19 protein-coding genes are annotated in these 22,708 nt (G+C 61.6%); 16 read left to right on the top strand and 3 right to left on the bottom strand.

What is annotated here, in order from left to right; all coding sequences use genetic code 11:
- Window positions 1–27: 27 nt before the first annotated feature.
- From AC1RME_RS09410 to hcnC, 5 genes are all read left to right on the top strand, one after another.
- Complete coding sequence (locus AC1RME_RS09410; RefSeq protein WP_096822589.1) at window positions 28–966, top strand: hypothetical protein; 939 nt, start codon at window positions 28–30, stop codon at window positions 964–966.
- A gap of 222 nt (window positions 967–1,188) precedes the next feature.
- Entirely contained in the window at window positions 1,189–1,728 is a 540-nt protein-coding gene (locus AC1RME_RS09405; RefSeq protein ID WP_096822588.1) for a hypothetical protein, read from the top strand.
- A gap of 245 nt (window positions 1,729–1,973) precedes the next feature.
- Window positions 1,974–2,288: a cyanide-forming glycine dehydrogenase subunit HcnA gene (hcnA, locus tag AC1RME_RS09400; protein WP_096822653.1), complete on the top strand. Its 315-nt coding sequence runs from the start codon at window positions 1,974–1,976 to the stop codon at window positions 2,286–2,288.
- Complete coding sequence (gene hcnB, locus AC1RME_RS09395; RefSeq protein ID WP_096822587.1) at window positions 2,285–3,694, top strand: cyanide-forming glycine dehydrogenase subunit HcnB; 1,410 nt, start codon at window positions 2,285–2,287, stop codon at window positions 3,692–3,694. Before hcnA ends, hcnB begins: the two co-directional genes overlap by 4 nt.
- Window positions 3,687–4,946, top strand: a complete 1,260-nt coding sequence (hcnC, locus tag AC1RME_RS09390) for a cyanide-forming glycine dehydrogenase subunit HcnC (RefSeq protein WP_096822586.1) — start codon at window positions 3,687–3,689, stop codon at window positions 4,944–4,946. Before hcnB ends, hcnC begins: the two co-directional genes overlap by 8 nt.
- A 45-nt stretch (window positions 4,947–4,991) precedes the next feature.
- Here the strand turns inward: hcnC and AC1RME_RS09385 are convergent, their stop codons facing one another.
- Complete coding sequence (locus AC1RME_RS09385) at window positions 4,992–6,800, bottom strand: monovalent cation:proton antiporter-2 (CPA2) family protein (protein WP_096822585.1); 1,809 nt, start codon at window positions 6,798–6,800, stop codon at window positions 4,992–4,994.
- A 1,355-nt stretch (window positions 6,801–8,155) separates the two neighbouring features.
- Here AC1RME_RS09385 and AC1RME_RS09380 point away from each other — a divergent pair.
- The 11 genes from AC1RME_RS09380 to AC1RME_RS09330 all read left to right on the top strand — a co-directional run bounded on the left by AC1RME_RS09380 (window position 8,156) and on the right by AC1RME_RS09330 (window position 20,549).
- Entirely contained in the window at window positions 8,156–11,824 is a 3,669-nt protein-coding gene (locus AC1RME_RS09380) for an indolepyruvate ferredoxin oxidoreductase family protein (RefSeq protein WP_096822584.1), read from the top strand.
- A gap of 56 nt (window positions 11,825–11,880) precedes the next feature.
- A complete protein-coding gene (locus AC1RME_RS09375) occupies window positions 11,881–12,960 on the top strand; it encodes an AfsA-related hotdog domain-containing protein (RefSeq protein WP_096822583.1) in 1,080 nt (359 codons plus the stop codon).
- Window positions 12,957–14,138 carry an oxidoreductase gene (locus tag AC1RME_RS09370; protein ID WP_096822582.1) on the top strand — a complete coding sequence of 394 codons (1,182 nt, stop codon included), beginning with the start codon at window positions 12,957–12,959 and terminating at the stop codon, window positions 14,136–14,138. The genes AC1RME_RS09375 and AC1RME_RS09370 overlap by 4 nt, the downstream gene beginning before the upstream one ends.
- Complete coding sequence (locus AC1RME_RS09365) at window positions 14,135–14,908, top strand: SDR family NAD(P)-dependent oxidoreductase (protein WP_096822581.1); 774 nt, start codon at window positions 14,135–14,137, stop codon at window positions 14,906–14,908. The genes AC1RME_RS09370 and AC1RME_RS09365 overlap by 4 nt, the downstream gene beginning before the upstream one ends.
- Window positions 14,908–15,714 (top strand): SDR family oxidoreductase, encoded by an 807-nt coding sequence (locus AC1RME_RS09360; protein WP_096822580.1) that lies wholly within the window; start codon window positions 14,908–14,910, stop codon window positions 15,712–15,714. The genes AC1RME_RS09365 and AC1RME_RS09360 overlap by 1 nt, the downstream gene beginning before the upstream one ends.
- A gap of 38 nt (window positions 15,715–15,752) precedes the next feature.
- Window positions 15,753–16,079: a hypothetical protein gene (locus AC1RME_RS09355; RefSeq protein ID WP_096822579.1), complete on the top strand. Its 327-nt coding sequence runs from the start codon at window positions 15,753–15,755 to the stop codon at window positions 16,077–16,079.
- 46 nt (window positions 16,080–16,125) lie between these two features.
- Window positions 16,126–17,484, top strand: coding sequence for a class I adenylate-forming enzyme family protein (locus AC1RME_RS09350; protein ID WP_096822578.1), 1,359 nt, complete (start codon window positions 16,126–16,128; stop codon window positions 17,482–17,484).
- Between the two features lie 33 nt (window positions 17,485–17,517).
- Complete coding sequence (locus tag AC1RME_RS09345) at window positions 17,518–17,760, top strand: acyl carrier protein (RefSeq protein ID WP_096822577.1); 243 nt, start codon at window positions 17,518–17,520, stop codon at window positions 17,758–17,760.
- A 26-nt stretch (window positions 17,761–17,786) separates the two neighbouring features.
- Window positions 17,787–18,818: a ketoacyl-ACP synthase III gene (locus AC1RME_RS09340; RefSeq protein WP_255261972.1), complete on the top strand. Its 1,032-nt coding sequence runs from the start codon at window positions 17,787–17,789 to the stop codon at window positions 18,816–18,818.
- A gap of 92 nt (window positions 18,819–18,910) precedes the next feature.
- A complete protein-coding gene (locus AC1RME_RS09335; RefSeq protein WP_255261971.1) occupies window positions 18,911–19,528 on the top strand; it encodes a hypothetical protein in 618 nt (205 codons plus the stop codon).
- A gap of 106 nt (window positions 19,529–19,634) precedes the next feature.
- Window positions 19,635–20,549 (top strand): LysR family transcriptional regulator, encoded by a 915-nt coding sequence (locus tag AC1RME_RS09330; protein WP_096822575.1) that lies wholly within the window; start codon window positions 19,635–19,637, stop codon window positions 20,547–20,549.
- Here the strand turns inward: AC1RME_RS09330 and AC1RME_RS09325 are convergent.
- Together AC1RME_RS09325 and AC1RME_RS09320 are read right to left on the bottom strand one after the other, a co-directional pair.
- Complete coding sequence (locus AC1RME_RS09325; RefSeq protein ID WP_096822574.1) at window positions 20,539–21,306, bottom strand: substrate-binding domain-containing protein; 768 nt, start codon at window positions 21,304–21,306, stop codon at window positions 20,539–20,541. The genes AC1RME_RS09330 and AC1RME_RS09325 overlap by 11 nt on opposite strands.
- Before the next feature lie 13 nt (window positions 21,307–21,319).
- Window positions 21,320–22,612 carry an MFS transporter gene (locus tag AC1RME_RS09320; protein WP_096822573.1) on the bottom strand — a complete coding sequence of 431 codons (1,293 nt, stop codon included), beginning with the start codon at window positions 22,610–22,612 and terminating at the stop codon, window positions 21,320–21,322.
- Window positions 22,613–22,708: the final 96 nt, after the last annotated feature.

The raw sequence follows: 22,708 nt of genomic DNA, 5'->3' as shown, positions 1-22,708 counted from the left end.
ATTTTTCATGCCGGGAGCAGAACAACAATGAATAGATCCTCTGATGGGTTTTATCCTGCCTTCGAAGGCGAGTCGAGTAACGTCTCAGGGGTGTCCTGGGGCGCGATCTTCGCTGGGGCCGCGGCCGCTGCGGCACTGTCGTTGATTCTGGTGCTGCTCGGTTTCGGTCTGGGCTTCTCCGCTGTTTCACCGTGGGCCGGGGAGGGCGTCAGCGCCAAGGGCCTGGGCATTTCGACAATTGTCTGGCTGGCGGCGACGCAAATCATTGCTTCCGGCCTGGGTGGCTACATCGCCGGTCGCCTGCGGGTGAAGTGGGCGAACATGCACGGTGACGAGGTGTATTTCCGCGACACCGCCCATGGCTTCCTTGCCTGGTGCGTGGCCACGCTGGTTACTGCGACGCTGGTGGTCGGCTCGGTCAGCAGCATCGTCAGCGGTGGTGTGCAGGCCGGTGCGAGTGTCGCCGGTGGTGCGGCCAGTGCCATGACTCAGGCGGCCGGGACTGCAGCGGCGAACACCGACAGTAATCAGTACGGCTACTTCGTCGACAGCCTGTTCCGCGATGACCGTCCTGCCTCTGTCAGCGATGACGCCGCTCGCGGCACCGTGACCCGGATCTTCGCCCAGAGCCTGGCCAACGGTCAGCTCAGCCCCGAGGATCGTACCTACCTTGCACAACTGGTCGCGCAACGGACCAATCTGACCCAAGCCGATGCCGAACGTCGCGTCGATGAAATCTACGCCCGTACGCAAAAAGCCATTGCCGACGCTAAGGTCAAAGCTCAGCAAGCCGCTGACACCGCCGCCAAAGTCGCTGCCTGGACTTCGCTGTGGATGTTCATCGCGCTGCTGGCCGGTGCGTTCTTCGCCAGTCTGTCGGCCACCTTCGGCGGTCGCCGCCGGGATGCGGTCGAGTACGTTGAAGTCGAAACCTACACCACGGCCACACTGCCTCCGGTCCGTTAACAAGGAGAATCACCATGCGCTCACTACTGCTGTTTTTCCTCGGCGTGCCAATCCCGATCATCATTCTGATCGCTCTGTTTGTGCACTGATCCCTCTGGGGCTTGTGCCTCGGCCGCTTCCACCTTCGGGTGGAAGCGGCTTTTTGCTTTCTAAAGGGCCAGCAGCCAGAATCGACGCCGCAAGCGGATCGGCCGCTTCAATTTCTGTTTAAGGATGAAGACGTTGGACAAGAAGGAAATCAAACGGCAGCTGGATGAGATGCTGGACGCCGGGCGCTCGAAGACCGAAACCTTCAAGGCGTTTTCGGGCGGGGCGGTCAAGGATCGGGTGTTGGCTTACTGGATTGGTTCACGCATTGACCCGGCACTGCGTCGCCAGTATGCACGCAAGGTCACGATCCTGATCGTGCTGACCTGCATTCAGGCATTGCTCGGCGCGCTCGCCGGATTTGTCCTGGGCTGGGACTCCGGCATCGGATTGGCCTTGACGCTCATGCTGATCGGCGGTGGTATCCCGCTGCTGTTTGCCTGGGGTTTCTACAAATACTCCGCTCAGACCTACACCGTCTTCGTGATCCTTACGCTCAGCCAGGTTTCACGCCTGTTCAAGGACTACGCCGAAGACCCGGTCTCCACCCTGATCGGCGTCGGCCTCACATTGGCCATGGTCTATTTTGTCGTGTGGCTGAAAACCAAGTTGTTCCCTGACCTCGGTTTCATCGGTTCGAAAAAGATCAAAGGGCAGTTCGTGTTTTCCAACTGATCGGCGGCAGAACCGTACAGTCATTTCCATGGCCTGGATCAATATTCTTCTGCGCGATATCCCCTACCGTGAATTTTCCAGGCCCTTGCCGCTGGATCGACTACATTGCTTGCGCGCACGTTGCTGCGCGAGCGGAACCAACCTGCCGGCCCGATAGAGAGAGATAACCCCCACGTGTCGGCAAGGTGTAGTGCAGCAAGGAGCTGTTTCAACCTCACCTGAACTTTTCACGGATGATCATCGCAATGCACTGCCTAGAAAGAACCTTCGATATCCAGCCCTTGGCGCAGGCGGATATGACTGTCCACATCAACGGCCAACCGGTCACCGCCGCCATCGGCGAAACCGTGCTCAGCGTCATTCAGTCTCTCGGCGTGCGCCAGGTCGCGCGCAACGATCACAACCAGATCAGCGGTGCCTATTGCGGGATGGGCGTGTGCCAGTGCTGCCTGGTGAAAATCAACGGCCGGCACAAACGCCGTGCCTGCCAGACCGTGGTGCGTGACGGCATGCACATCGAAACCCAGGCCAACCGCATTCACGGTCAGGAGGCGCTATGAGCCAGCATCCGGTCATCGTCGGCGGTGGGCCGGCGGGGATGGCGGCGGCCATCGAACTGGCGCGCCATGGTGTGCGCAGCACATTGCTTGAGGAGGCGTCGCGCCTGGGTGGTGTGGTCTATCGCGGGCCGCTGCGTGACGGCGTGCAGCTGGATTACCTGGGGCCGCGCTATTCCGAAGCACTGAGCAAATTGCACGGTGACTTTCAGGAGCAGGCCGGGCTGATCGATGTGCGCCTGCATCACCGTGTGGTTGGCGCCGAAGCTACCCGCTCGCTAGTCGTGCTCGATGGCGATGAGCGTCTGCACGAAATCAGTTATCCGCAACTGCTGCTGGCCGCCGGTTGCCATGAGCGCAGCGTGCCGTTTCCCGGCTGGACGCTGCCGGGCGTGATCATGCTTGGCGGCCTGCAATTGCAGATCAAGAGCGGCGTGGTCAAACCGCAGGGCCCAGTGGTGATCGCCGGCACCGGGCCGCTGTTGCCGCTGGTGGCGACCCAGTTGCACGCGTCAGGCGTGAGTGTTGCCGGTGTCTACGAGGCCTGCGCGTTCGGCAAGATTGCCAAGGAAAGCCTGGCGCTGCTGAACAAGCCGCAACTGTTCCTCGATGGCTTGAGCATGCTCGCCTACCTGAAGTTGCACGGCATCCCGATGAACTACGGCTGGGGCGTGGTCGAGGCACACGGCGAAGGCGAATTGAAAAGCGTCAGCGTGGCACCGTACTCGGCGACGTGGGAACCGGACATGAGCCGCGTCGAACGCTTCGAAGCGAAGACGCTCGCGGTCGGTTACGGCTTCATTCCGCGTACCCAGTTGAGTCAGCAAATGGGCCTGGATCACGGCTTCAGCGACGACGGTTACCTGCGCGCCAACGCCAACATCTGGCAGCAAAGCAGCGAGCCCCACGTGCATCTGGCCGGTGACATGGGCGGGATTCGCGGCGGTGAAGCGGCGATGCTGGCCGGCAAGATCGCCGCCACTTCGATCCTGCTGCAACGCGGTGTGCTGGAAGAGGAACTGGCGCGGGTCCGCCGCGACCGTTACCTGAGCAAACTCAAAGCCATCGTGCGTTTTCGCGCGGCGGTGGATCGCTACACCGAACGCGGCGTCGGGCAAATCACATTGCCGGCGGCCGACACGGTGATCTGCCGCTGTGAACACGCCACCCGCGCCGACATCGACCGGGCGCTGGAGCAGGGCGTGCAAGACATCGCCAGCCTGAAAATGCGCACCCGCGTGAGCATGGGCGACTGTCAGGGGCGGATGTGCGTCGGCTATTGCAGCGACCGTTTGCGCCAGGCCACCGGGCGCAAGGATGTTGGCTGGTTGCGGCCGCGTTTCCCGGTCGATCCGATTCCTTTTTCCGCGTTCCAGTCCCTCGGCACGGAGGCCGTTTCCCATGAGTAAGTTCTATGACGTGGTCATCGCCGGCGGCGGTGTGATCGGCGCGTCCATCGCCTATCAGTTGTCCAAGCGCAAAAATCTCAAGGTCGCGATGATCGACGCCAAGCGCCCGGGCAACGCGACCCGTGCCTCGGCCGGCGGCTTGTGGGCCATCGGTGAGTCGGTGGGACTGGGCTGCGGGGTGATTTTCTTCCGCATGATGTCGGCCAATCGCAAGCGCGAAACCCAGGGCGCGGCGGTGGCGGTGGATTCCAGCACGCCGCACATTCTGCCGCCGTCGTTCTTCGATTTCGCCTTGCAGTCCAACGCGCTGTACCCGGCGCTGCACCGTGAGCTGAAAGACAACCACGGGATGGACTTCAAGTTCGAGAAGACCGGGCTCAAGTTCGTCATTTATGACGATGAAGACCGGTTGTACGCCGAGCACATCGTCGGCTGCATTCCGCACCTGGCCGATCAGGTGCGCTGGCTCGATCAGGCGGCATTGCGCGAGTCCGAGCCGAGCGTCAGTCATGAAGCGCGTGGCGCGCTGGAGTTTCTCTGCGATCACCAGGTCAGCCCGTTCCGCCTCGCCGACGCCTACGCCGAAGGCGCCCGGCAGAATGGTGTGGACATGTACGTCAACACCAACATCACCGGCGTTCTGCATCACGGTACGCGGGTGACCGGCGTGCAAACGGCCGAAGCCGGGGTATTTCACTGCAAGACCCTGATCAACGCCGCCGGTGCGTGGGCGGCAGATCTCAGTGAGTGGGCCACGGGAATTCGTATTCCGGTGAAGCCGGTGAAAGGCCAGATTCTGCTCACCGAACGCCTGCCGAAAATCCTCAACGGTTGCCTGACCACCAGCGATTGCTACATGGCGCAGAAGGACAACGGCGAGATCCTGATCGGCAGCACCACCGAGGACAAAGGCTTCGACGTCACCACCACCTGGCCGGAAATCGCCGGGCTGGTGCAGGGCGCGGTGCGTTGTCTGCCGGAACTGGCGGACATCAACCTCAAGCGCACCTGGGCCGGGCTGCGGCCGGGCTCGCCGGATGAGTTGCCGATTCTCGGGCCCATGGCCGGGGTGGACGGCTACCTGAATGCCTGCGGGCACTTCCGCACCGGGGTGCTGACGTCAGCGATTACCGGGGTGTTGCTGGATAAGCTGGTCAACGATGAGCCGCTGCCGCTGGATATCACACCGTTTCTGGCGGATCGGTTTGAAGTGACGCCCGTGCAGGAAGAGCGGACGCTGGAGATGGCCTGATCAGAACCTTCCCGCGCATTGCGTGGGAAGGATTGATGGCGGGGCTCAGGACTTGCCGGACTGTTCTTCCAGTTGATCCGACTCGAACAGTCTGGCCAGTTCCGCCCGCGCTTCCTGCGCGGTCTGCAGCACTTTGGCCGCGTCGTCGTACACCGCGTGCTGAGCTTCCAGTACCTGTTCGTCGTGGTGCTTGAAGCGCTTGATCCGCGCATCGGCCTGGGCCTGGGTCAAGCCGAGGCCGACCAAGGTGCGACGGCTCATTTCCAGACTGGAGTAATAGGTCTCCCGAATCGGATCGGCGCCGACATCCACCAGGCGATGAACGTGCTGCCGGTTACGCGCCCGGGCGATGATCTTCATGTGCGGGTAGAGCTTGCGCACGATCTCGGCGGTCTTGATGTTGGTCTCCGGATCGTCCGTGGCAATCACGAAGTATTCCGCTTCCCCGACCTTGGCCGCGCTGAGGATTTCCGGACGCATCGGGTCGCCGTAGAACACCGGCACGCCGCCGAAACTGCGCGACAGTTCGATGGTTTCCACCGAGGTGTCCAGCGCCACGAACTTGATGTTCTGTGCCCGCAGGATCCGCGCCACGATCTGACCCATCCGGCCCATGCCGGCGATGACCACCCGTGGAGTTTCGGTGTCGATCTGGCGGAATTTCTCCGGCACTTCCACTGGCTGCACCTTCGGGCTGACCAGCCGTGCGCAGATCAATAGCAGCAACGGCGTGACGGCCATCGACAGGGTGATGGTCAGCACCAGCAGGTCGTACAGACGCGGCTCGAACAGACCTTGATCGCGACCGATCTTGAACACCACGAATGCAAATTCACCACCCGCCGCCAGCACGATGCCCAGGCGAATCGCACTGACCTTGTTCAACCCGCCGGCCAGACGCCCGACCACAAACAACAGTGGCAACTTCAGCGCAATCAGCAACAGCGTCAGCCCCAGCACGGTGATCGGCGCGCTGAGCAGCAGGCTGAGGTTGGCGCCCATGCCGACGCTGATGAAGAACAGCCCCAGCAGCAGGCCTTTGAACGGTTCGATCTGCGCTTCCAGCTCATGGCGATATTCCGAATCCGCCAGCAGCAACCCGGCAAGGAATGCGCCCAGCGCCATCGACACGCCGACCATGTCCATCAGCCACGCGGTGCCGATGACCACCAGCAACGCGGTCGCGGTAGACACCTCCGGCAGGCCGGTTTTCGCCACCACGCGGAACACCGGACGCAACAGATATCGCCCGCCGATCACCACCACGGCGATGCTGCCCAAGACCTGCAAACTGTGGCGCACATCGTCGGCAGTGCTGGTGTGGTGATCGACGCCCGCGAGCATCGGCACCAGGGCGATCAGCGGGATCGCGGCGATGTCCTGGAACAGCAGAATCGCAAACGCCAGCCGCCCGTGAGGGCTGGTCAGTTCCTTGCGTTCCGCCAGGCTTTGCAGGCCAAACGCGGTGGACGACAGCGCCAGGCCCAGGCCCAGAACAATCGCGCTGTTCAGCGGCTGGCCGAACACCGACAACGCCAGTACGCCAATCACCGAACCGGTCAAAAGCACCTGCGCCAGACCAACACCGAACACCGATTTACGCATCACCCACAAGCGTCGCGGCGAAAGCTCCAGACCGATGATGAACAGCAGCAACACCACGCCCAGCTCGGAGATATGGCTGACGCTTTGCGGATTGCCGATCAGGCCCAGCACCGACGGGCCGATGATCACTCCGGCAAACAGATAACCGAGCACCGCGCCCAGTTGCAGGCGCTTGGCCAGGGGAACGGTAAGCACTGCCGCGAACAGAAATACGACAGCGGCTTGCAACAGGTTGCCTTCATGGGGCATGGCACAACTCCATAACACGGTACGACGGGAGGGCAAGGATAAAGGCTCGCCCCATGGCACACCACCTGCGGGGGAAACTGATGTGGTGGGTGGCGGTTTCTGATGATGCTGTTCATCTTTGAACCGTCAGGCGATATCTGGTCATGTAAAGTTCTACTTTGGTCTTAGAGAGTTGGAGAGTGTTTCTCTGGAACAGCGACTAAAAAGTTCGGGTTTGTGGGGGCGAGTTTTATCCGGCCATGCAACTTGTATGACAGGTGTAATGTTGCGAAGAGGGTTGCTTGACTCGCCGGTATTGCTCAATAAAAGCAGCAGATTATTCGATCAATCGAAGTCTTTTTTATGGTTTTTAAAAGCATGAGCAGGGTGGTTGTGTGGACTAGGTAGTTCATTAAATTATTTTGTTTGTGAAACTTTCGTAACAGTGATTGACAATGCAATTCCTCCGAACTTACTATTTTCCCCGCAAAAGCAGGTCGTTAAATGATCGTTGCAGGGAGTTTGCAAATAACGATTGTTTATCCCGTTTCACCGCAAACAAGAAGTCTGCGGCGAGGCGGTTGCGACCACACACCTGTATTGTGCTGGCCGCCTGGCAAGGCGCCGCTGCAAGTATCAGGTCTCATTCGACAGGGTGGGCAGGAAAGCCCGCTTGAAGTTAAGTTTTCATAAGGATTTGAAACCTTGTACTCGAATTCCAAGGGGGCGGCACGCCCGTTATCTGTGCCTGTCCGGCTCGCTTGCGACACGCCCCGCGTGGCGGCTGCCAAGCGTTTGCCCGTTGACGCGGCGCCCATCTTCAAAACATCCAACAACGTAATGTGCACTCGGCATTTCTCGACGTCGAACGTGCGCATTTTGCCCTTTGCCCGACGGGCTACCGAGCATTCGTTCATTTTCAGCTCGCGTTTCAGGCGGCGGGCCGGGCGATTCTAATTTCCAGAATTTCAGTCAAACGTCTTTAAACCACGCTCTTCGTGGCGGCCGGATGCTGTACTTGATTTGAATCGCACTCGCGAACTTTAGATTTATGTCCGGGCTTTTTTAGTTATTTAAACCTACGGCAATGGTCGGGAATTGTTTGTTTTAAAGTTTGCCGATGGTTTGCGCGAGCGCACCAGGAAAAGTTGTGTCCGGGGTTGTTGGCTTGACGGAATAGTGGCGTCAATGATTTTGCGATGAATGAGTATTCGAGCGGTTGCGAACCGCTTGTTTCAGGTCTTGCAAGAGGGGCCTGATGGCGAAGGTGTAACTCTCGGGATCTGATGGAAGATCACTGTAAGTACTGAATTCGCATTCGCTGTAGTGGGTAAACAAGCACATTTAACGTGAAGTTTTCATAAGGATTTGAAACTGTGTACTCAGACGCCATTGATCCGGAACACCTGCGGCTTCAGTCCGACAAACACTCACAGGGCACGCCCACGGCAGCGGCCGGGAAAGGGGCAGTTGCAGCGTCGCAGTCTGGCCGCCAGCCTGAGGCTCACTCCATCTATTCGCGTGAATCCGCGACGCCGAACGGGCGCATTTTCCTGAGTGGTCAGCAGGCGCTCGTGAGGTTGCTTCTGTCCCAGTCGGCGCTGGACCGAGCCAACGGCTTGCGCACCGCCGGGTTCGTCAGCGGCTATCGCGGTTCGCCTCTGGGTGGCGTGGATCGGGAGTTGATGAAAAGCAAAGACGTGCTGGAAAGCGCAGATATCCGCTTCCTGCCTGCCATCAACGAAGATCTGGCGGCCACGGCACTGATCGGCACTCAACGCGTCGAGACCGATCCGAAAAAGCGCTATGACGGTGTCTATGGCCTTTGGTACGGCAAGGGCCCTGGCGTCGACCGCTCCGGGGACGCGATCAAGCACGGCAACTTCTACGGATCATCGCCCAACGGGGGCGTCCTGGTGGTCACCGGCGACGACCATGGCTGCGTTTCGTCGTCGATGTCCCATCAGTCCGACCGCACCCTGATGGCCTGGGGGCTGCCGGTGATTCACCCGGCGGGACTGGCCGATTACGAACGCTGCGGCCTGTGGGGCTGGGCGTTGTCGCGGGTGTCCGGGCTATGGGTCGGCTTCAAGGCCATCACCGAGACTGTTGAGGCCACCACCTCCGTCGAGTCGTCCCCGTTGCCAGGATTCGTCACGCCCGATATCGATCCGGGGCCGGACGGCCTGCACTGGCGCTGGCCCGACCTGCCGGGCATGCAGATCGAGCGGCGGCTTCCCTACAAATTCGACGCTGCCCGTGCATTTGCGCTGGCCAACCCGATCGATATCGCCGTGACGGCACCGGAGCAGCCGAGGCTGGTGATCGGCGCAATCGGCAAGGCCTATGGCGATGTACGCCAGGCCTTGCAGCAGGGCGGGGTTTCGCTTGAACAGCTGGAAAGTGCCGGTGTGGCACTGCTGAAGATCAATCTGGTCTACCCGCTGTCACCGGTGCTGGAGGCCTGGGCGAAGCGGGCCGATCAGGTGCTGATCGTCGAAGAGAAGCAAGCCATCGTCGAAGAGCAACTCAAGCAAGCGCTCTACAACGCGGAGTCCGGGCAGCGTGCCGTCATCCTGGGCAAGCGTGACGAAAGCGGCGCTCCGTTGATTTCGGATCACGAAGAACTGAGGCCGTCGCGCCTCGCGACGATGCTTCAACAACGACTGCAAGGTCTGGGCATCACACTGAGAGTGCCCGAGTACTGGTATCTGCCTGCGGTTAGCCGGACTCATGACTGGATCCGCCGTACGCCGTACCTGTGTTCGGGTTGCCCGCACAACACCTCCACCCGAGTGCCGGAAGGCAGCGAGGCGCGGCTCGGTATCGGCTGCCACGCGATGGCGGCGCGCATGCCGGAACGTGCAACCAGCGGCAGCGTGCAGATGGGGGGCGAAGGGGTCGACTGGCTGGGGCAGGCGCCCTTCGTCGAAACCCCTCACATTTTCCAGAACATCGGCGACGGTACGTTTTTCCATTCTGGCTATCTGGCAATCCGTCAGGCCATTGCGGCCGGCGCGACCATCACCTACAAGCTGCTGCACAACGATGCGGTGGCCATGACTGGCGGCCAGCCGATCGACGGCAAACTGACGGTCAAGAAAGCCGTCGAACTGATGCAAGCCGAAGGCGCCCACCGGGTCGTGGTGGTGGCGGACGATCCGCAACGCTTCGAAGCGCCGGGCAGCCTTCCGCAGGGCGTCGAGCTGTTCCACCGTGAGCGGCTGGAAGAGGTTCAGCGACAGTTGCGCGAGACACGGGGTGTCAGTGTGCTGGTGTTCGATCAGGTCTGCGCCATTGAGGGGCGTCGGCGCAAGAAACAGTTGCCGACGCCTGTCATGAAAACCGAAGTATTGATCAACGAAGCCGTGTGCGAAGGCTGTGGCGACTGTCAGGTCAAGTCCAATTGCCTGTCCGTGACACCGGTCGCGACTCCGTTCGGCACCAAGCGTCGGATTGATCCCCACGGATGCAACACCGATCTGTCCTGCATCAAGGGCTTCTGCCCGAGCTTTGTCACGGTGACCGGCAAACCGCGCGCGCAATACCGTCGGCAAGCCGACAGCCGCCAGGTTCTGGCCCGCGCCGAGGCACTGGCACTGCCGTCTTCGTGCTCACTCGAAACCCCGTATGAAATGCTGCTGGCAGGCATCGGCGGCACCGGAATCGTGACGGTGGCACGCACGGTTGCCCTGGCTGCGCATCTGGACGGCCGGGCGGTCAGCGTGCTCGATTTCACCGGATTCGCCCAGAAGGGCGGGTCGGTGCTCAGCCATGTGCGTCTGGCTAACGCGGCTGACGTGCTGCACCAGCACCGCATCGACCTGGGTGGTGCCGACCTGTTGCTTGCGGCCGATCTGGTGGTCGCCAGCGAAGACGATGCATTGACGACACTGCGGGCAGGTAAAACGGTGGTCATCGCCAACACCGCCCAGACCCAGACGGGAGCGATGCTGCGCAATACCGAATTGCGCATCGAAACCGCCGCGATTCAAGCCTTCCTCAAGCAACGGGTGGGTGCCGAGCACTACCACGCGCTGGATGCGGCACAACTGGCCAACAACCTTGTCGATCCGATGCAGGCCAACATGCTGTTGCTGGGTTATGCCTGGCAACGGGGGACGGTGCCGGTGTCGCTGCAAGCGCTGAAAGAAGCCATCGATCAGGCCGGCAGCGCCGCCGCCAACCACCTGGCATTCGCCTGGGGACGGCTGTGGGCTCAGGAGCCGGCATTCGTCATGCCATATCTCGACCCGGCCAATAACGACGTGTCGCCGGTGTCGATCATCGACCTTGCCGCTCGGCGCGAAAGCATCGAACGGCTGGTCGAGACCCGCAGTGTGTTCCTGACCCACTATCAGGACGCGGCCTATGCAGCACGCTACCGTCAGGTGATCGACCTGCTTCGTTCGACGCCTGCGATCGGCGATGACAGCCCGCTCACCGAGGCCGTGGCACGCAACCTGTTCAAGTTGATGGCCTACAAGGACGAGTACGAAGTCGCGCGGCTGCTCACAGACAGTCGCTTCATGGCGCCAATCAAAGCCCGCTTCGAGAGTGGTGTCAGGCTCAAGTTCCACTTCGCGTTGCCCCTGATGCGCAACCGCAAGGACGGCAACGGCGAGCCGAAGAAGATCGCCGTCTCCGGTTGGGTGTTGCCGCTGCTGAAGGTGTTGGCCAAGGGCCGCGTGTTGCGCCACACCCGCTTCGATCCGCTGGGCTGGTCCGCCGAGCGCCGTGAGGAGCGGCGTCTGTTGCTCGACTACGAGCAGACACTGCAACGCCTGCTGCCAAACCTGAGCGCGGAGAACCTGCCGTTGTTTGTGGAGTGGGCGAATCTGCCGGACTCGATTCGCGGCTATGGCCACGTCAAGGAGCGGTCGATCGCCGCCGCACGGCAGCGGGAAAAAGAGCTGATCGTGCAAATCGTGGCGGGCACCCACAGCCTGTCGGTGGCCCCGGTCGTCGAGACCTGGCTGCCGCAATCGACCCTCGCCCCGCAGCCCCCCAAAGGCGAAGCGCGGGACGTCAAGCAGGCCTCGTAGCCGGCGGGATTTCACCTGCCTTCAAGACAACAACGACCAGAATGAGTGGACCCGACATGAACAACGAGAGCATTTCACCGGAGCTTTTGCACAAAGGCTCGACCGATGACGTACTGATCTGCGCCCCGAGAGTCGCGCTGCCGCTACACGTCGACGAAGCGCTTCTGCAGACTGCCGACAATGACCTGTTGGCGCGCCGGTTTTCGGCCGGCAGCGGCTCGCAGCGAACCTTTGAGCTGACACCCGACGTGCAGAAAAGGAGCCGCATGGGCGGCACGGAGGCGGACGACGAATGGAGCCGGGTGAGGGCGCTGCCGTACCAGATCGTCACTCCGGCCCTGCTGGAGGGCGCGGCTGCCAACGTCAGCCCGGAGCAGGCAGTGGCGAGTTTGTGCGAGTCGGTTCCGGCCATCCGCCGTGCCAGTTCGTTCCGCTTCATCAACAACGCCGACAACTACTTTTTCTACCGCAAGTCCCACGAACATGTGCCCGGCACCATGTTCATCGAAGCGGCGCGCCAGGCGGTGTATCACCATCTGTATCACCACACCGGTTATGCGCGGGGTGACGTGACCGTCAGCGTCAATGAACTGAACGCGAGCTTCTTCGCCTATGCGGAGTTGATGTACCCCATCGAACTGGTGGTCGACAACATGACCCCGACCGACAGCACATCGCCGAAGAAAATCTTCTTCCGAGTGGCGTTCTATCAGCGGCAGACCCTGTTCGCCACCATCGACACCAAGGCTACGGTGATCGACATCCGCCTGTTCGAGAAAACGCGGAACATCTTCATTCAGTCGAGCGACTGGTTCGCGCCCATCGACCCTTCGAAACTGGCGTGCAGCGTCAGCGATGGCCAGGGCCGCAAGGCCGATGTGGAGTTGCTGGGCCTGGGCAAGAGCGGCTGCGTGACGACGATGCCGGAGACCGACTTCATCGACTCGGCCAGGCTGCACATCCGTTATGAAGGCAAGCTGGAATTCTCCTCCGCCATCCTCAGTGGCGGCCACGGCCGGCACGCGTCGTGGGAATTCCCGGCACTGGGGTTCGAAGACCTGCAGACTCTGAGCGACATGATCAAGCGTGGATTCGTCAATCTGGACGAGGCGGCCCTCGGGGCGTTGCGCGCATGAGCAATGACATCGACGAGCCGATGCCGGCCACCGGCGTGCTGCAACTGGGTGCGCAGGTGGTTGCGAAAAACCGGATGTACTTTTCGTCCCTGGGCATGGATCTGTGTGACGAACACGGCTTGCCCTTGCCGGCGTTCTTTGCGGTCTACCGATCGCTGATGGACGGCGGGGCCGGTTTCGGCTTTCTCGGCAACGCCAGTGTGGATGCCGACGCACGCTACAACAGCCGTGGCCTGAAACTGACGTCGCCGGCTCACGCCGACGCCTTGCGTCCGCTGTTCGAAGTCGCCCGGCAGAGAAGCTTTCCACTGGGCGTGCAGCTGCAGCACTACGGCCCGCAGTCGATGCCGTCGGAGCAGGGCATCATCCTCAGCCCGAGCGGTATCGCGTCCGCTGCGATCCTCAAGGCCTATCCCCAGGCGCGGGCGGTTGCGATGTCGCACACGCAGATCCTGCGCTGCGTCGATCAATTCTCGTCTGCCGCCCGGCTTGCACAAGCGGCCGGTGCCGCCCTGATCCAGGTCCAGGCATCGAACGGCTATCTGGTCAGCAGTTTCCTGTCGCCGCGGACCAACCATCGCGAGGATGAATGGGGCGGCAGCCCGCTCAAACGGGCCCGATTGCTGCTAGCCATCGTCGAAGGTATCCGTGCGGCCACCGGCGATCAGGTGCCGGTCACCGTGCGTTTGGGCATCGACGACGGGCTGGGTGAGGAAGGCCAGCGCGCGAGTCTGCTGGGGGATGTCGTGGTCGCGCTCGAGGCCGCCGGAGTGGCGGCCATCACCTGTTCCACAGGTGTCAGCGAAACCTTTCCGTTCTTTTTCAGGAACAAGGCGCAGGCGCTGGCCCTGTCGCGTGCGGGCTGTCGCTACCTCAAAGGTTTTGTGCGGATTCCGGTGGGTTTCACCGGTTCGGTCAGCGATGTGTCGCAAGCCAACGAAATCATCGAGAGCGGCGATGCCGATTTCGTCGGATTCGGCCGCGCCATGCTGGCCGACAACCATTTCATCGCCAAGGAGCTCACCGGTCAGGCCGGACGGGTCAACCGTTGCCGGGGCGATGCGTTCTGTTTCCGTGACAAGAAGGATCCCATGGCCGAGCGGGTGTACTGCTGCGTCAATCCTGACTACCGCCGGCCGGAAAAACTGCAATTGCACTATGAGGAAAGTCTGAAATGAATTTCACCGGAAAAATCGCCCTGGTTGTCGGGGGTACGCGCGGCATCGGTTTCAACGTCAGCCAGAAGCTCGTCGAAGCCGGTTGCATCTGCTACATCACCGGTCGCAACGAGGATGACGGCCTGACCGCGCAAAGCCGGCTCGGCGAACGCTGCATGTTCATCAAGAGCGATGTTACGGACGAGGCATCGGTGGCCGAGCTGTTCAGGATCATCAACGACCGCCACGGGCGACTCGACCTGGCGGTGAACAACGCCGGCGTCACCTCGAAACACGCACCGATCCGTGACATGGATTTCGCCGACTGGAAACGCGTGCTGGAGATCAACCTGCTGGGCCCGCTGCTGTTGCTCAAACACCAGACGAATCTGATCTCGAAGCATCCGGGTGGCTCGATCGTCAACGTGTCGTCCTGTGCCGGCCTGCTGGGCGTTGCCAGACAGAGTGCCTATTCCACCAGCAAGGCCGCCCTGAACATGCTGACCCAGGTCTGCGCCATCGAGTCTGCGGAGGCGGCATTGCCGGAGCGCCATCCGGTTCGCGTCAACGCGGTGTGTCCCGGCCCGACGATGGGCGGCATGAACTCGGAGGAACGCCTGAAGGCCAACCCGGAGTCCACGAAACACAAACTTCAGGTCACGGTAATGAAACGTTTCGCCGATCCGGGCGAAATTTCTGCGGCGATCCTGTGGCTGCTCAGCGATGCTTCATCGTTCGTCACCGGCACCGTGATGCCAGTGGACGGCGGCTTTTCGGCCGGTAAATTCTGATGAGCACCACAGAGCGCGACCTGCCTCATCCAACTGGCAAACGGGTGTTCATCACCGGCGTGAGCAGCGGCATCGGCGAGGCGCTGACCGAGTTGCATCTGAAACACGGCTATACCGTGTTCGGCACTTCCAGGCGGGAACCCTACCGCTTCATGTCGCACCCGAACTTCCGGTTCCGGTCATTCGATCTTTCGAAAACCGGCGACATGGGTGAGTTGTTCAAAGGGCCGTTCGCCGAGATCCTGAGCCGGGGTGTCGATGTGCTCTTTCTCAACGCGGGGATCAGCGGCAACGTGCCGGCCCGGGGCGAGGAGTTTTCGGTGGCGGAGGTACAGCATGTGCTCAACGTCAATGTGCTGGCGAACAAGGCCATTCTCGATCTGATCCTCGCCTCGGCGCATCGACCGACCACCTGCGTGCTGTCGGCTTCGATGGCCGGTGTGCGCTTTCGCGCGGGCACGCTGACCTACAGCCTGTCGAAAGCGGCGCTGGCGGCACTGGGCGGTGTCTACGCCGAAGAAAACCCGGACATCTTCTTTGCCGTGTTGGGCCTGTGCAATGTCGACACCGGGCTGTCGCGGCAAGTGAGCTTCAGCCAGAGGACCGCCGATTTTCCGGATCTGCGTTCCCTTCAACAGCGGGCCCTTGCCCCTGGTTACATGATCTCCGCCGCCCAGCGTGCCGAGGACATCCGCGATGTGATCGGCGCACCCGCCGACTACGGCTTGAAAAGCGGCGTGTTCGTCGACATGAGGACCGTGCTGACCCGTCAACCGAAGGCGAACGAGCCGCTACCCCAAACCTAGCGAACCCGTGGACGCACCCCCAATAAAGGAATGTTGGAATGCTGAACGAAGTCAAAACCCTGGTCGAAACCGCTGTGCGGCAACAGGATCTGTTACTGAGCGAACCCATCGACCTGTCCCGTGGTGAAGACAGCCCGCTATATGGCGTCGAAGGCACCATCGACTCCATGACCCTGGTCTCGATCCTCGTCGACACCGAAGAAAAGATCCGCCATCGATTCGGTGCCGAAGTGCACCTGGCCGATACCTCCCACCTGCCTGCGACCGCCACGCCGTTCGCGACACTCGGCACGCTGTGCGCGTATGTCATGAACCGGTTGGAGTCAGCCCTGACGGCGGTCGGTGCAGAGGCTCTGGCCAATTGACTCAACGGTCGCCGTCGTAGGGCGGCACCTTTATCGAGAGGTGGACATGCAAGTCGAAACATTTCTGGAACATCTGAAGGCCGGCGCGGACAGGCCGGCGATCATCAGCGACGAAGGTCGCTTCACTTACGCCGAGCTATGCCGACAGATCGACGCCTATGCCGAGTCACTGGCGGCGCAATCGGTCAGCGATTGCTGTGTGCTGCTGGTCGACAACTACAGCTTCAACAGCGTCTGCCTGCTGTTTGCACTGTGGCGGCGCAACAATGTCGTGGCGTTGTCGGTGCCCAAAAACGGCGAGCAGTTGGTGAATCTGGCGAACGCTGCCGGCGCACGGTTTACCGTGACGGGGAACGGGCCGCAGGGTTACTCGGTGCTGGCGAACGATGGTGCTGCGGTGCCGCCGACTGTCGACGGTCTCCTGTCGCGCCGGCAGGCCGGTTTCATTGTGTTCTCGTCCGGCTCGACCGGGCCGGCCAAGGGTGTCGTGCACGACATCGCACCGTTCTTCGAGCGTTATCTGAAGGCCGAGCAATGTGGCGCGATTCTGGCGTTCCTGCTGTTCGACCACATCGGCGGGCTGGTCACCGTCCTGCAGGCGCTGGCCACACACGGGACGCTGGTCCTGCCCAACGAACGTTCGCCTCAGGAAGTCGGCCGCTGTATCGAAACGTTCAAGGTGCAAACGTTGCACGTGTCGCCGACGCTTTTGAACCTGACGACGATCACCGGCGTGTTCCAGACCTGGGACACCGGCAGCCTGCAACGTATCTATTTCGGCTCCGAGCCGAGTTCGCCCGAAGCCATTCAACGCATCGCTTGCACATTGCCGCAGGTGCGGCTGAACCAGTTGTACGGCATGTCGGAAATCGGTGTGTTGCCCTGTCGGGGTCTGGACGGCGACAGCGCCTGGATGACCGTCGAGGATCCGGCCTACAACCTGCGGGTAGTCGACGGCATTCTGCAGGTGCGCGGAGCGACCAATATGCTCGGTTACCTGAGCGGCCCGGGCGAGCTGTCCGATGATGGTTATCTGATTACCCAGGACCTGGCGGAAGAGCGCGACGGGTACTTCAGGGTCAGCGGGCGGGCGGTCGATGTGATCAACGTCGGCGGCAAGAAGGTGTTCCCGTCTCACGTGGAGAGCGTGTTGATGGGCATCGACAACGTTTCTGACGTCGTGGTCTACGGTCAGCCCAACCCGTTGCTCGGTCAGATCGTGGCCGCGCGGTTCACCTTGCTGGAACCGGAAACGCTGGAAGCGTTCAAGCCACGTCTGTATGCGGCGATTCGCGACGTGCTGTCACCGGAGCAATTGCCCCGGCTGATTTCCGTCAGCGATACGCCACTGTTCACCAGCCGCTTCAAGAAAATGCGCCATCCCGGCGTCCTCAGCGGGTCGTAAGACCTGATTACCACGTTATAAGGAAATGACAACATGGCCGTACTCGAAGCAATGCGCGCAAGCATCGCGGAAATCCTGACCCTGCCGCTGGATGAACTGAAGGGCGATGTCCGATTGGAGAACAGTGACAACTGGGACTCGATGGCCAGGATCGGCATTGTCGCCCTGGTGTTCGAATCGACCGGCGTGACGGTGTCTGGCGAAGAGATGGACCGTATCGTGACGGTGCAGGACATCTTTGATCTGGTAACCCTGAAAATGAAGGAAACCGCATGACCCTGCGCACCCTTTGCGGAGTGACCGTGCGTGCGGTCACGTCCGCGTTGCCCGAGCGGCGTGTGGGGCTGGACGACTTCGCCGAACTGTTCGGCGCCAAGGAAGTGGCCCGCATCGCCAAAAGCACCGGCATCGAATCGATCAGGGAAGCCGGATCGCTGGACACGTCCGACCTGGTGATCGCCGCGTGCCGTCACCTGCTGGATCAGGGCGTGTGCGCAGCGCAGGAGATCGACGGACTGATCGTCGTGACCCAGACTCCGGACTCGTGGGTGCCGGGCGTCGGTTTCCTGGTTCAGCAGGCGCTCGGACTGCCCCAGCACTGTCTGGTACTGAACGTGTCCGCCGGTTGCTCGGGGTACGTCACTGCGCTGGTTCAGGCCGGCGCGCTGATTGCCGCCGGCGCCTGCAAAAAGGTGTTGCTGTGCACCGGGGATGTGACCACCAAGCTGCTGGACGGGCGCGACCGGCATGTGAAGATGCTGTTTGGCGATGCAGCGTCGGCCACTCTGCTGGAGGCGGGCGAGGGGACGTTCGAGTTCCTGTGCGGAGCCGACGGTAGTGGTCGTGAGGCCCTGGAATCCGACATCGCCTACACGCCTGAGGGTGACAGCCAGACTCGTGCCTCGATCCAGCGCCTGCAAATGGACGGTACGGCGGTGATGAACTTTGCACTGAACCGGGTACCGCAGACCGTCAAGTCGCTGCTTGAAGCGACGGGGTTGACGCCGGCGTCGCTCGACTTGCTGGTGCTGCACCAGGCAAACGGGTTCATGCTCAACTACCTGCGGCGGATGATCGGCGTCGCGCCGGAGAAGATGCCGATCGACATCGACGATGTCGGCAACACCAGCTCTACATCGATTCCGATTGTGCTGTCTCGCCACAGCGCAGTTGGCACAGCGCAGGCCCAGAACGTCGTGCTGTGCGGATTCGGTGCCGGTCTGTCCTGGGGCGCATTGAAGCTCGACCTTCGGCGCACGCTCGCCGTGCCGCCGTGCTACGTGCCTGAAAAGGCCACGCAGGCGGCCGGCACCGGCGAACGTCTGGAAGCCTGACGGGCCAATGCTGTCGGAACTTTCGGGGATGTCTGCGGGCACTCCCGAAAGGACTCCGGATTTCTCCACCGGATGAAAAGGGAAGCCACTGCATGTTCGGGACATTCTGGAAAACGCTCGGGATCTATGGCGACGGAACCGATGCCCACGGGATTTCACCCTCGCCGTTTCTTCCGCGATTCAACTTTTACGAGTTTCACCAATCGGGCGCAATTGATGCTCAGCCCGATGCCATCATCGCCGCCGTGTGTGCCTTGGACATGCGCGCGGATCGGGTGGCCGATGCCTTGCTTCGCCTGCGCGAACTGCCGGCAAAGCTGATCAGAGCCATCGGCAACCGACCGCAACCCGCGCCCGCGCCGTTCGGTTTTGACACCTTCACCTTGCTGCGGCGCACTGATCACGAAGTGTCCCTGGGACTGGCGGGGCGTTTTTGGCGCCCGGATCTGGACGCTTGCCTTGTGGCGGATGCTCCGGCGTTCATGTCGCTGGACGATTCCCGCGTCGCCAGGCTGGTGTTGCGTTTTCAAGTCATCGAGCAGGCAGAGGGCGCACGTACGTTACGCACCGAAACGTTCGTGTTTTGCCCCAACACTCGAACCCGATGGTTGTTCACACCGTATTGGCTGGCGATCCGCCTGGCCAGCGGCTGGATTCGGCGTCGAACCCTGGCGACGATCCAGCGGCAATTTCCGGCACCCATCCAGTAGGCCGGGGCTGGCCGCCCTATGGGGGGATCGAATCGAGGTTCTGTAATAATTTGCATCAATTGGTTACATTTATAGCCTCAGCGAATCAATTCCTCCCGAGTCTCCCATGGCCATCAACTTCGACCTCAACGACCTGCAAGCCTTTCGCGCCGTGGTCGAGCAGGGCAGTTTCCGCAAGGCCGCGGACACCGTGCGCATCTCGCAACCGGCCCTGAGCCGACGCATCGAAAAGCTTGAAGACGCCCTCGGCGTGAAGCTGTTCGAGCGCACCACGCGCAAGGTCAGCCTTACCCAGGCCGGTCGCGGTTTCATGCCAAGTGTCGAGCGTTTGCTGGATGACCTGGACGTGGCGCTGCTCGGCATCAGCGAAGTCGCCTCGAATCGACAGGGCCACGTTACCGTCGCCTGCGTGCCGTCGGCGGCGTATTACTTCATGCCACGGGTGGTCGCCCGCTATCACCAGCAGTTCCCGCGAATCAAAGTCAAAGTCCTCGACTCCAGCGCCCATGACGTGCTGACGGCAGTGGTCAATGGCGAGGCGGATTTCGGCCTGAGTTTCATGGGCACTCAGGAGGCGGGCGTGGATTTCGAGCCGCTGGTGCAGGAGAGCTACGTGGTGGCTTGTCGTCGTGATCACCCGTTGGCGGGGCGCAGCAGCGTCAGTTGGGACGAGTTTTACCAGCAGGATTACATCTCGCTGGACAAGACTTCGGGTAATCGTTTTTTGCTCGATCAGGCACTGGCGAAGGTGGTGCCGCAGCGGCCGAGCATCTGCGAAACCCTGCACGTGACAACGATGATCGGTCTGGTGGAAGCGGGGTTGGGGGTGGCGGCGGTGCCGTTGATGGCGATGCCGGCGGCGGATCATCCGATCCTGACGCGGGTGCCGCTGACCGATCCGCAAGTGATGCGCAGCGTGGGTATCATCAAACGCCGGGGTCGTACCCTGACCCCGGCGGCACTGGAACTGGAGCGGCTGGTGGTGGAAATGAAAGTCCAGCCGCCGAAGTTCAGCGCTTGACCGAGTCCAGCCCGGTGGACTGTACGTCGGCCTGGGCGGCCGGCGCGGCCAGATAGGCGAGCAACGCCTTGGCTTCCTGCGGATGCTGCGCACCGACCGGAATCCCCGCTGCAAAACGTGTTACCGACTGCACCGACTCCGGAATCTTCCCGACAAAACTCACCCCCGGCACCGGCAGCAATTCGCTGACCTGCTGGAAGCCCAATTGATAGTCACCGGTCGCAACCACCGAGCCCACAGGGATTTTCGGGATCATCTTCGCCTTCGGTTTCAGCTGATCTTCGATGCCAAGCTTCTTGAACAATTGCTGCTCGATGTACACGCCGCTGGCGCTGTCCGAGTAGGCCACCGATTGCGAATCGAGCAGGGTTTTTTTCAGGGCGTCGACGTTGCTGATATCCGGTTTCGGCGCGCCTTCGCGCACCACCAGGCCGATCCGCGAATCCGCCAGTTCCACCCGCGAAGCCGGGTCGACCTTGCCTTGTTTGATCAAGTCGTCGAGGGCGTAGCCGACCATGATCACCACGTCGGCCTGCTCACCCCGGGCGAGGCGATTGGGGATCGCTTCCGGGGCCTTGCCCATCGACGGGCCGAGGATGGTGTCGAGGGTGTTGCCGGTGTTCGCGGCGAACTTCGGGCCGAGGACTTTATAAGCCGCGGTGAAGCCGCCGGAAGTCATCACCCGCAACTCCTCGGCTTGGGCGAATGCGCTGAAGGCGAGGAGGGCGAGGGCGGTCAGATTGAAGAGCTTTTTCATGTTGGCTGGCTCCTCAAGCGACCGCAGGTTGCAGACGACCACCTGCGCGGCGATACAGATACAGCGTCGCGCACAATGCGCACAGCGCGCCGACGCTCATCCAGTAACCCGGCGCGGCTTTGTCGCCGGTGTACTGGATCAGGAAGGTCGACATTGCCGGGGTGAAACCGCCGAACACGGCAGTAGCGAGGCTGTAGGCCAGCGAGAAACCCGCCACCCGCACTTCCACCGGCATGATTTCGGTCAGCGCCGGAATCATCGCGCCGTTGTACATGCCGTAGATGAACGACAGCCACAGCAGCGACATCAGCATGTGGCTGAAGCTCGGCGCCTGCACCAGATACGACAGCGCCGGATACGTGGTGGCCAGGGCAAGCAACGACATGGCAATCAACAGCGGACGACGGCCAATCCGGTCGGACAGCGCGCCGCCAATCGGCAGCCAGAAGAAGTTCGAAACGCCCACCAGCAACGTCACCAGCAACGCATCCGACGTGCTCAGGTGCAGCACGGTTTTGCCGAAGGTCGGCGCGTACACGGTAATCAGGTAGAACGCGGTGGTGGTCAGGGCAACCATCAACATCCCGCCAAGCACCACGACCCAGTTCTGGCCGAGGGTGCGGAACACTTCTTTCATGCTCGGGCGATGTTTGCGGGCGGCGAACTCTTCGGTTTCCGCCAGGTTGCGACGCAGCAGGAAGATGAACGGCACGATCATGCAGCCGACAAAAAACGGAATCCGCCAGCCCCAATCGGCAATCACGTCCGGCGCCATCCACTGGTTCAAGGCAAAGCCCAGCGCAGCTGCAACGATGATCGCAACCTGTTGGCTGGCCGACTGCCAGGCCGTGAAGAAACCTTTGCGGCCCGGTGTGGCAATCTCCGAGAGATACACCGAAACGCCGCCCAGCTCTGCACCGGCCGAGAAGCCCTGCAGCAAGCGCCCGACCAGCACCAGTGCCGGGGCAAACAGACCAATGGTTTCGTATCCGGGTACCAGCACAATCAATATCGTGCCGCTGGCCATGATCGACAGGGTGACGATCAAACCTTTGCGACGCCCGACGTCATCGATGTACGCACCGAGCACGATCGCCCCCAGCGGACGCATCAAAAAGCCTGCGCCGAACACCGCGAACGTCATCATCAGGGAAGCGAACTCGCTGCTCGCCGGAAAGAACACCGCCGCGATCTGCGTGGCGTAGAAGCCGAACAGAAAGAAGTCGAACTGTTCGAGGAAGTTGCCCGAGGTGACCCGGAAAATAGCGCCGGCCCGCGAGCCGCCGTGTGGGATTGAGGCTGTCATCGAAAAATACTCCACCGCTTTTATGACGTGCGCGACGGGGAGGCGGCGCACGGTTTTTATTGGGGCGGATAGTGGCGCAGGGGGATCGATCTGTTA

The organism is Pseudomonas sp. GW822-FHT03F08, from assembly GCF_058801265.1.
Note: the sequence above shows the minus strand (reverse complement) of the source record. Positions and strands in the feature narration are given on the sequence as shown.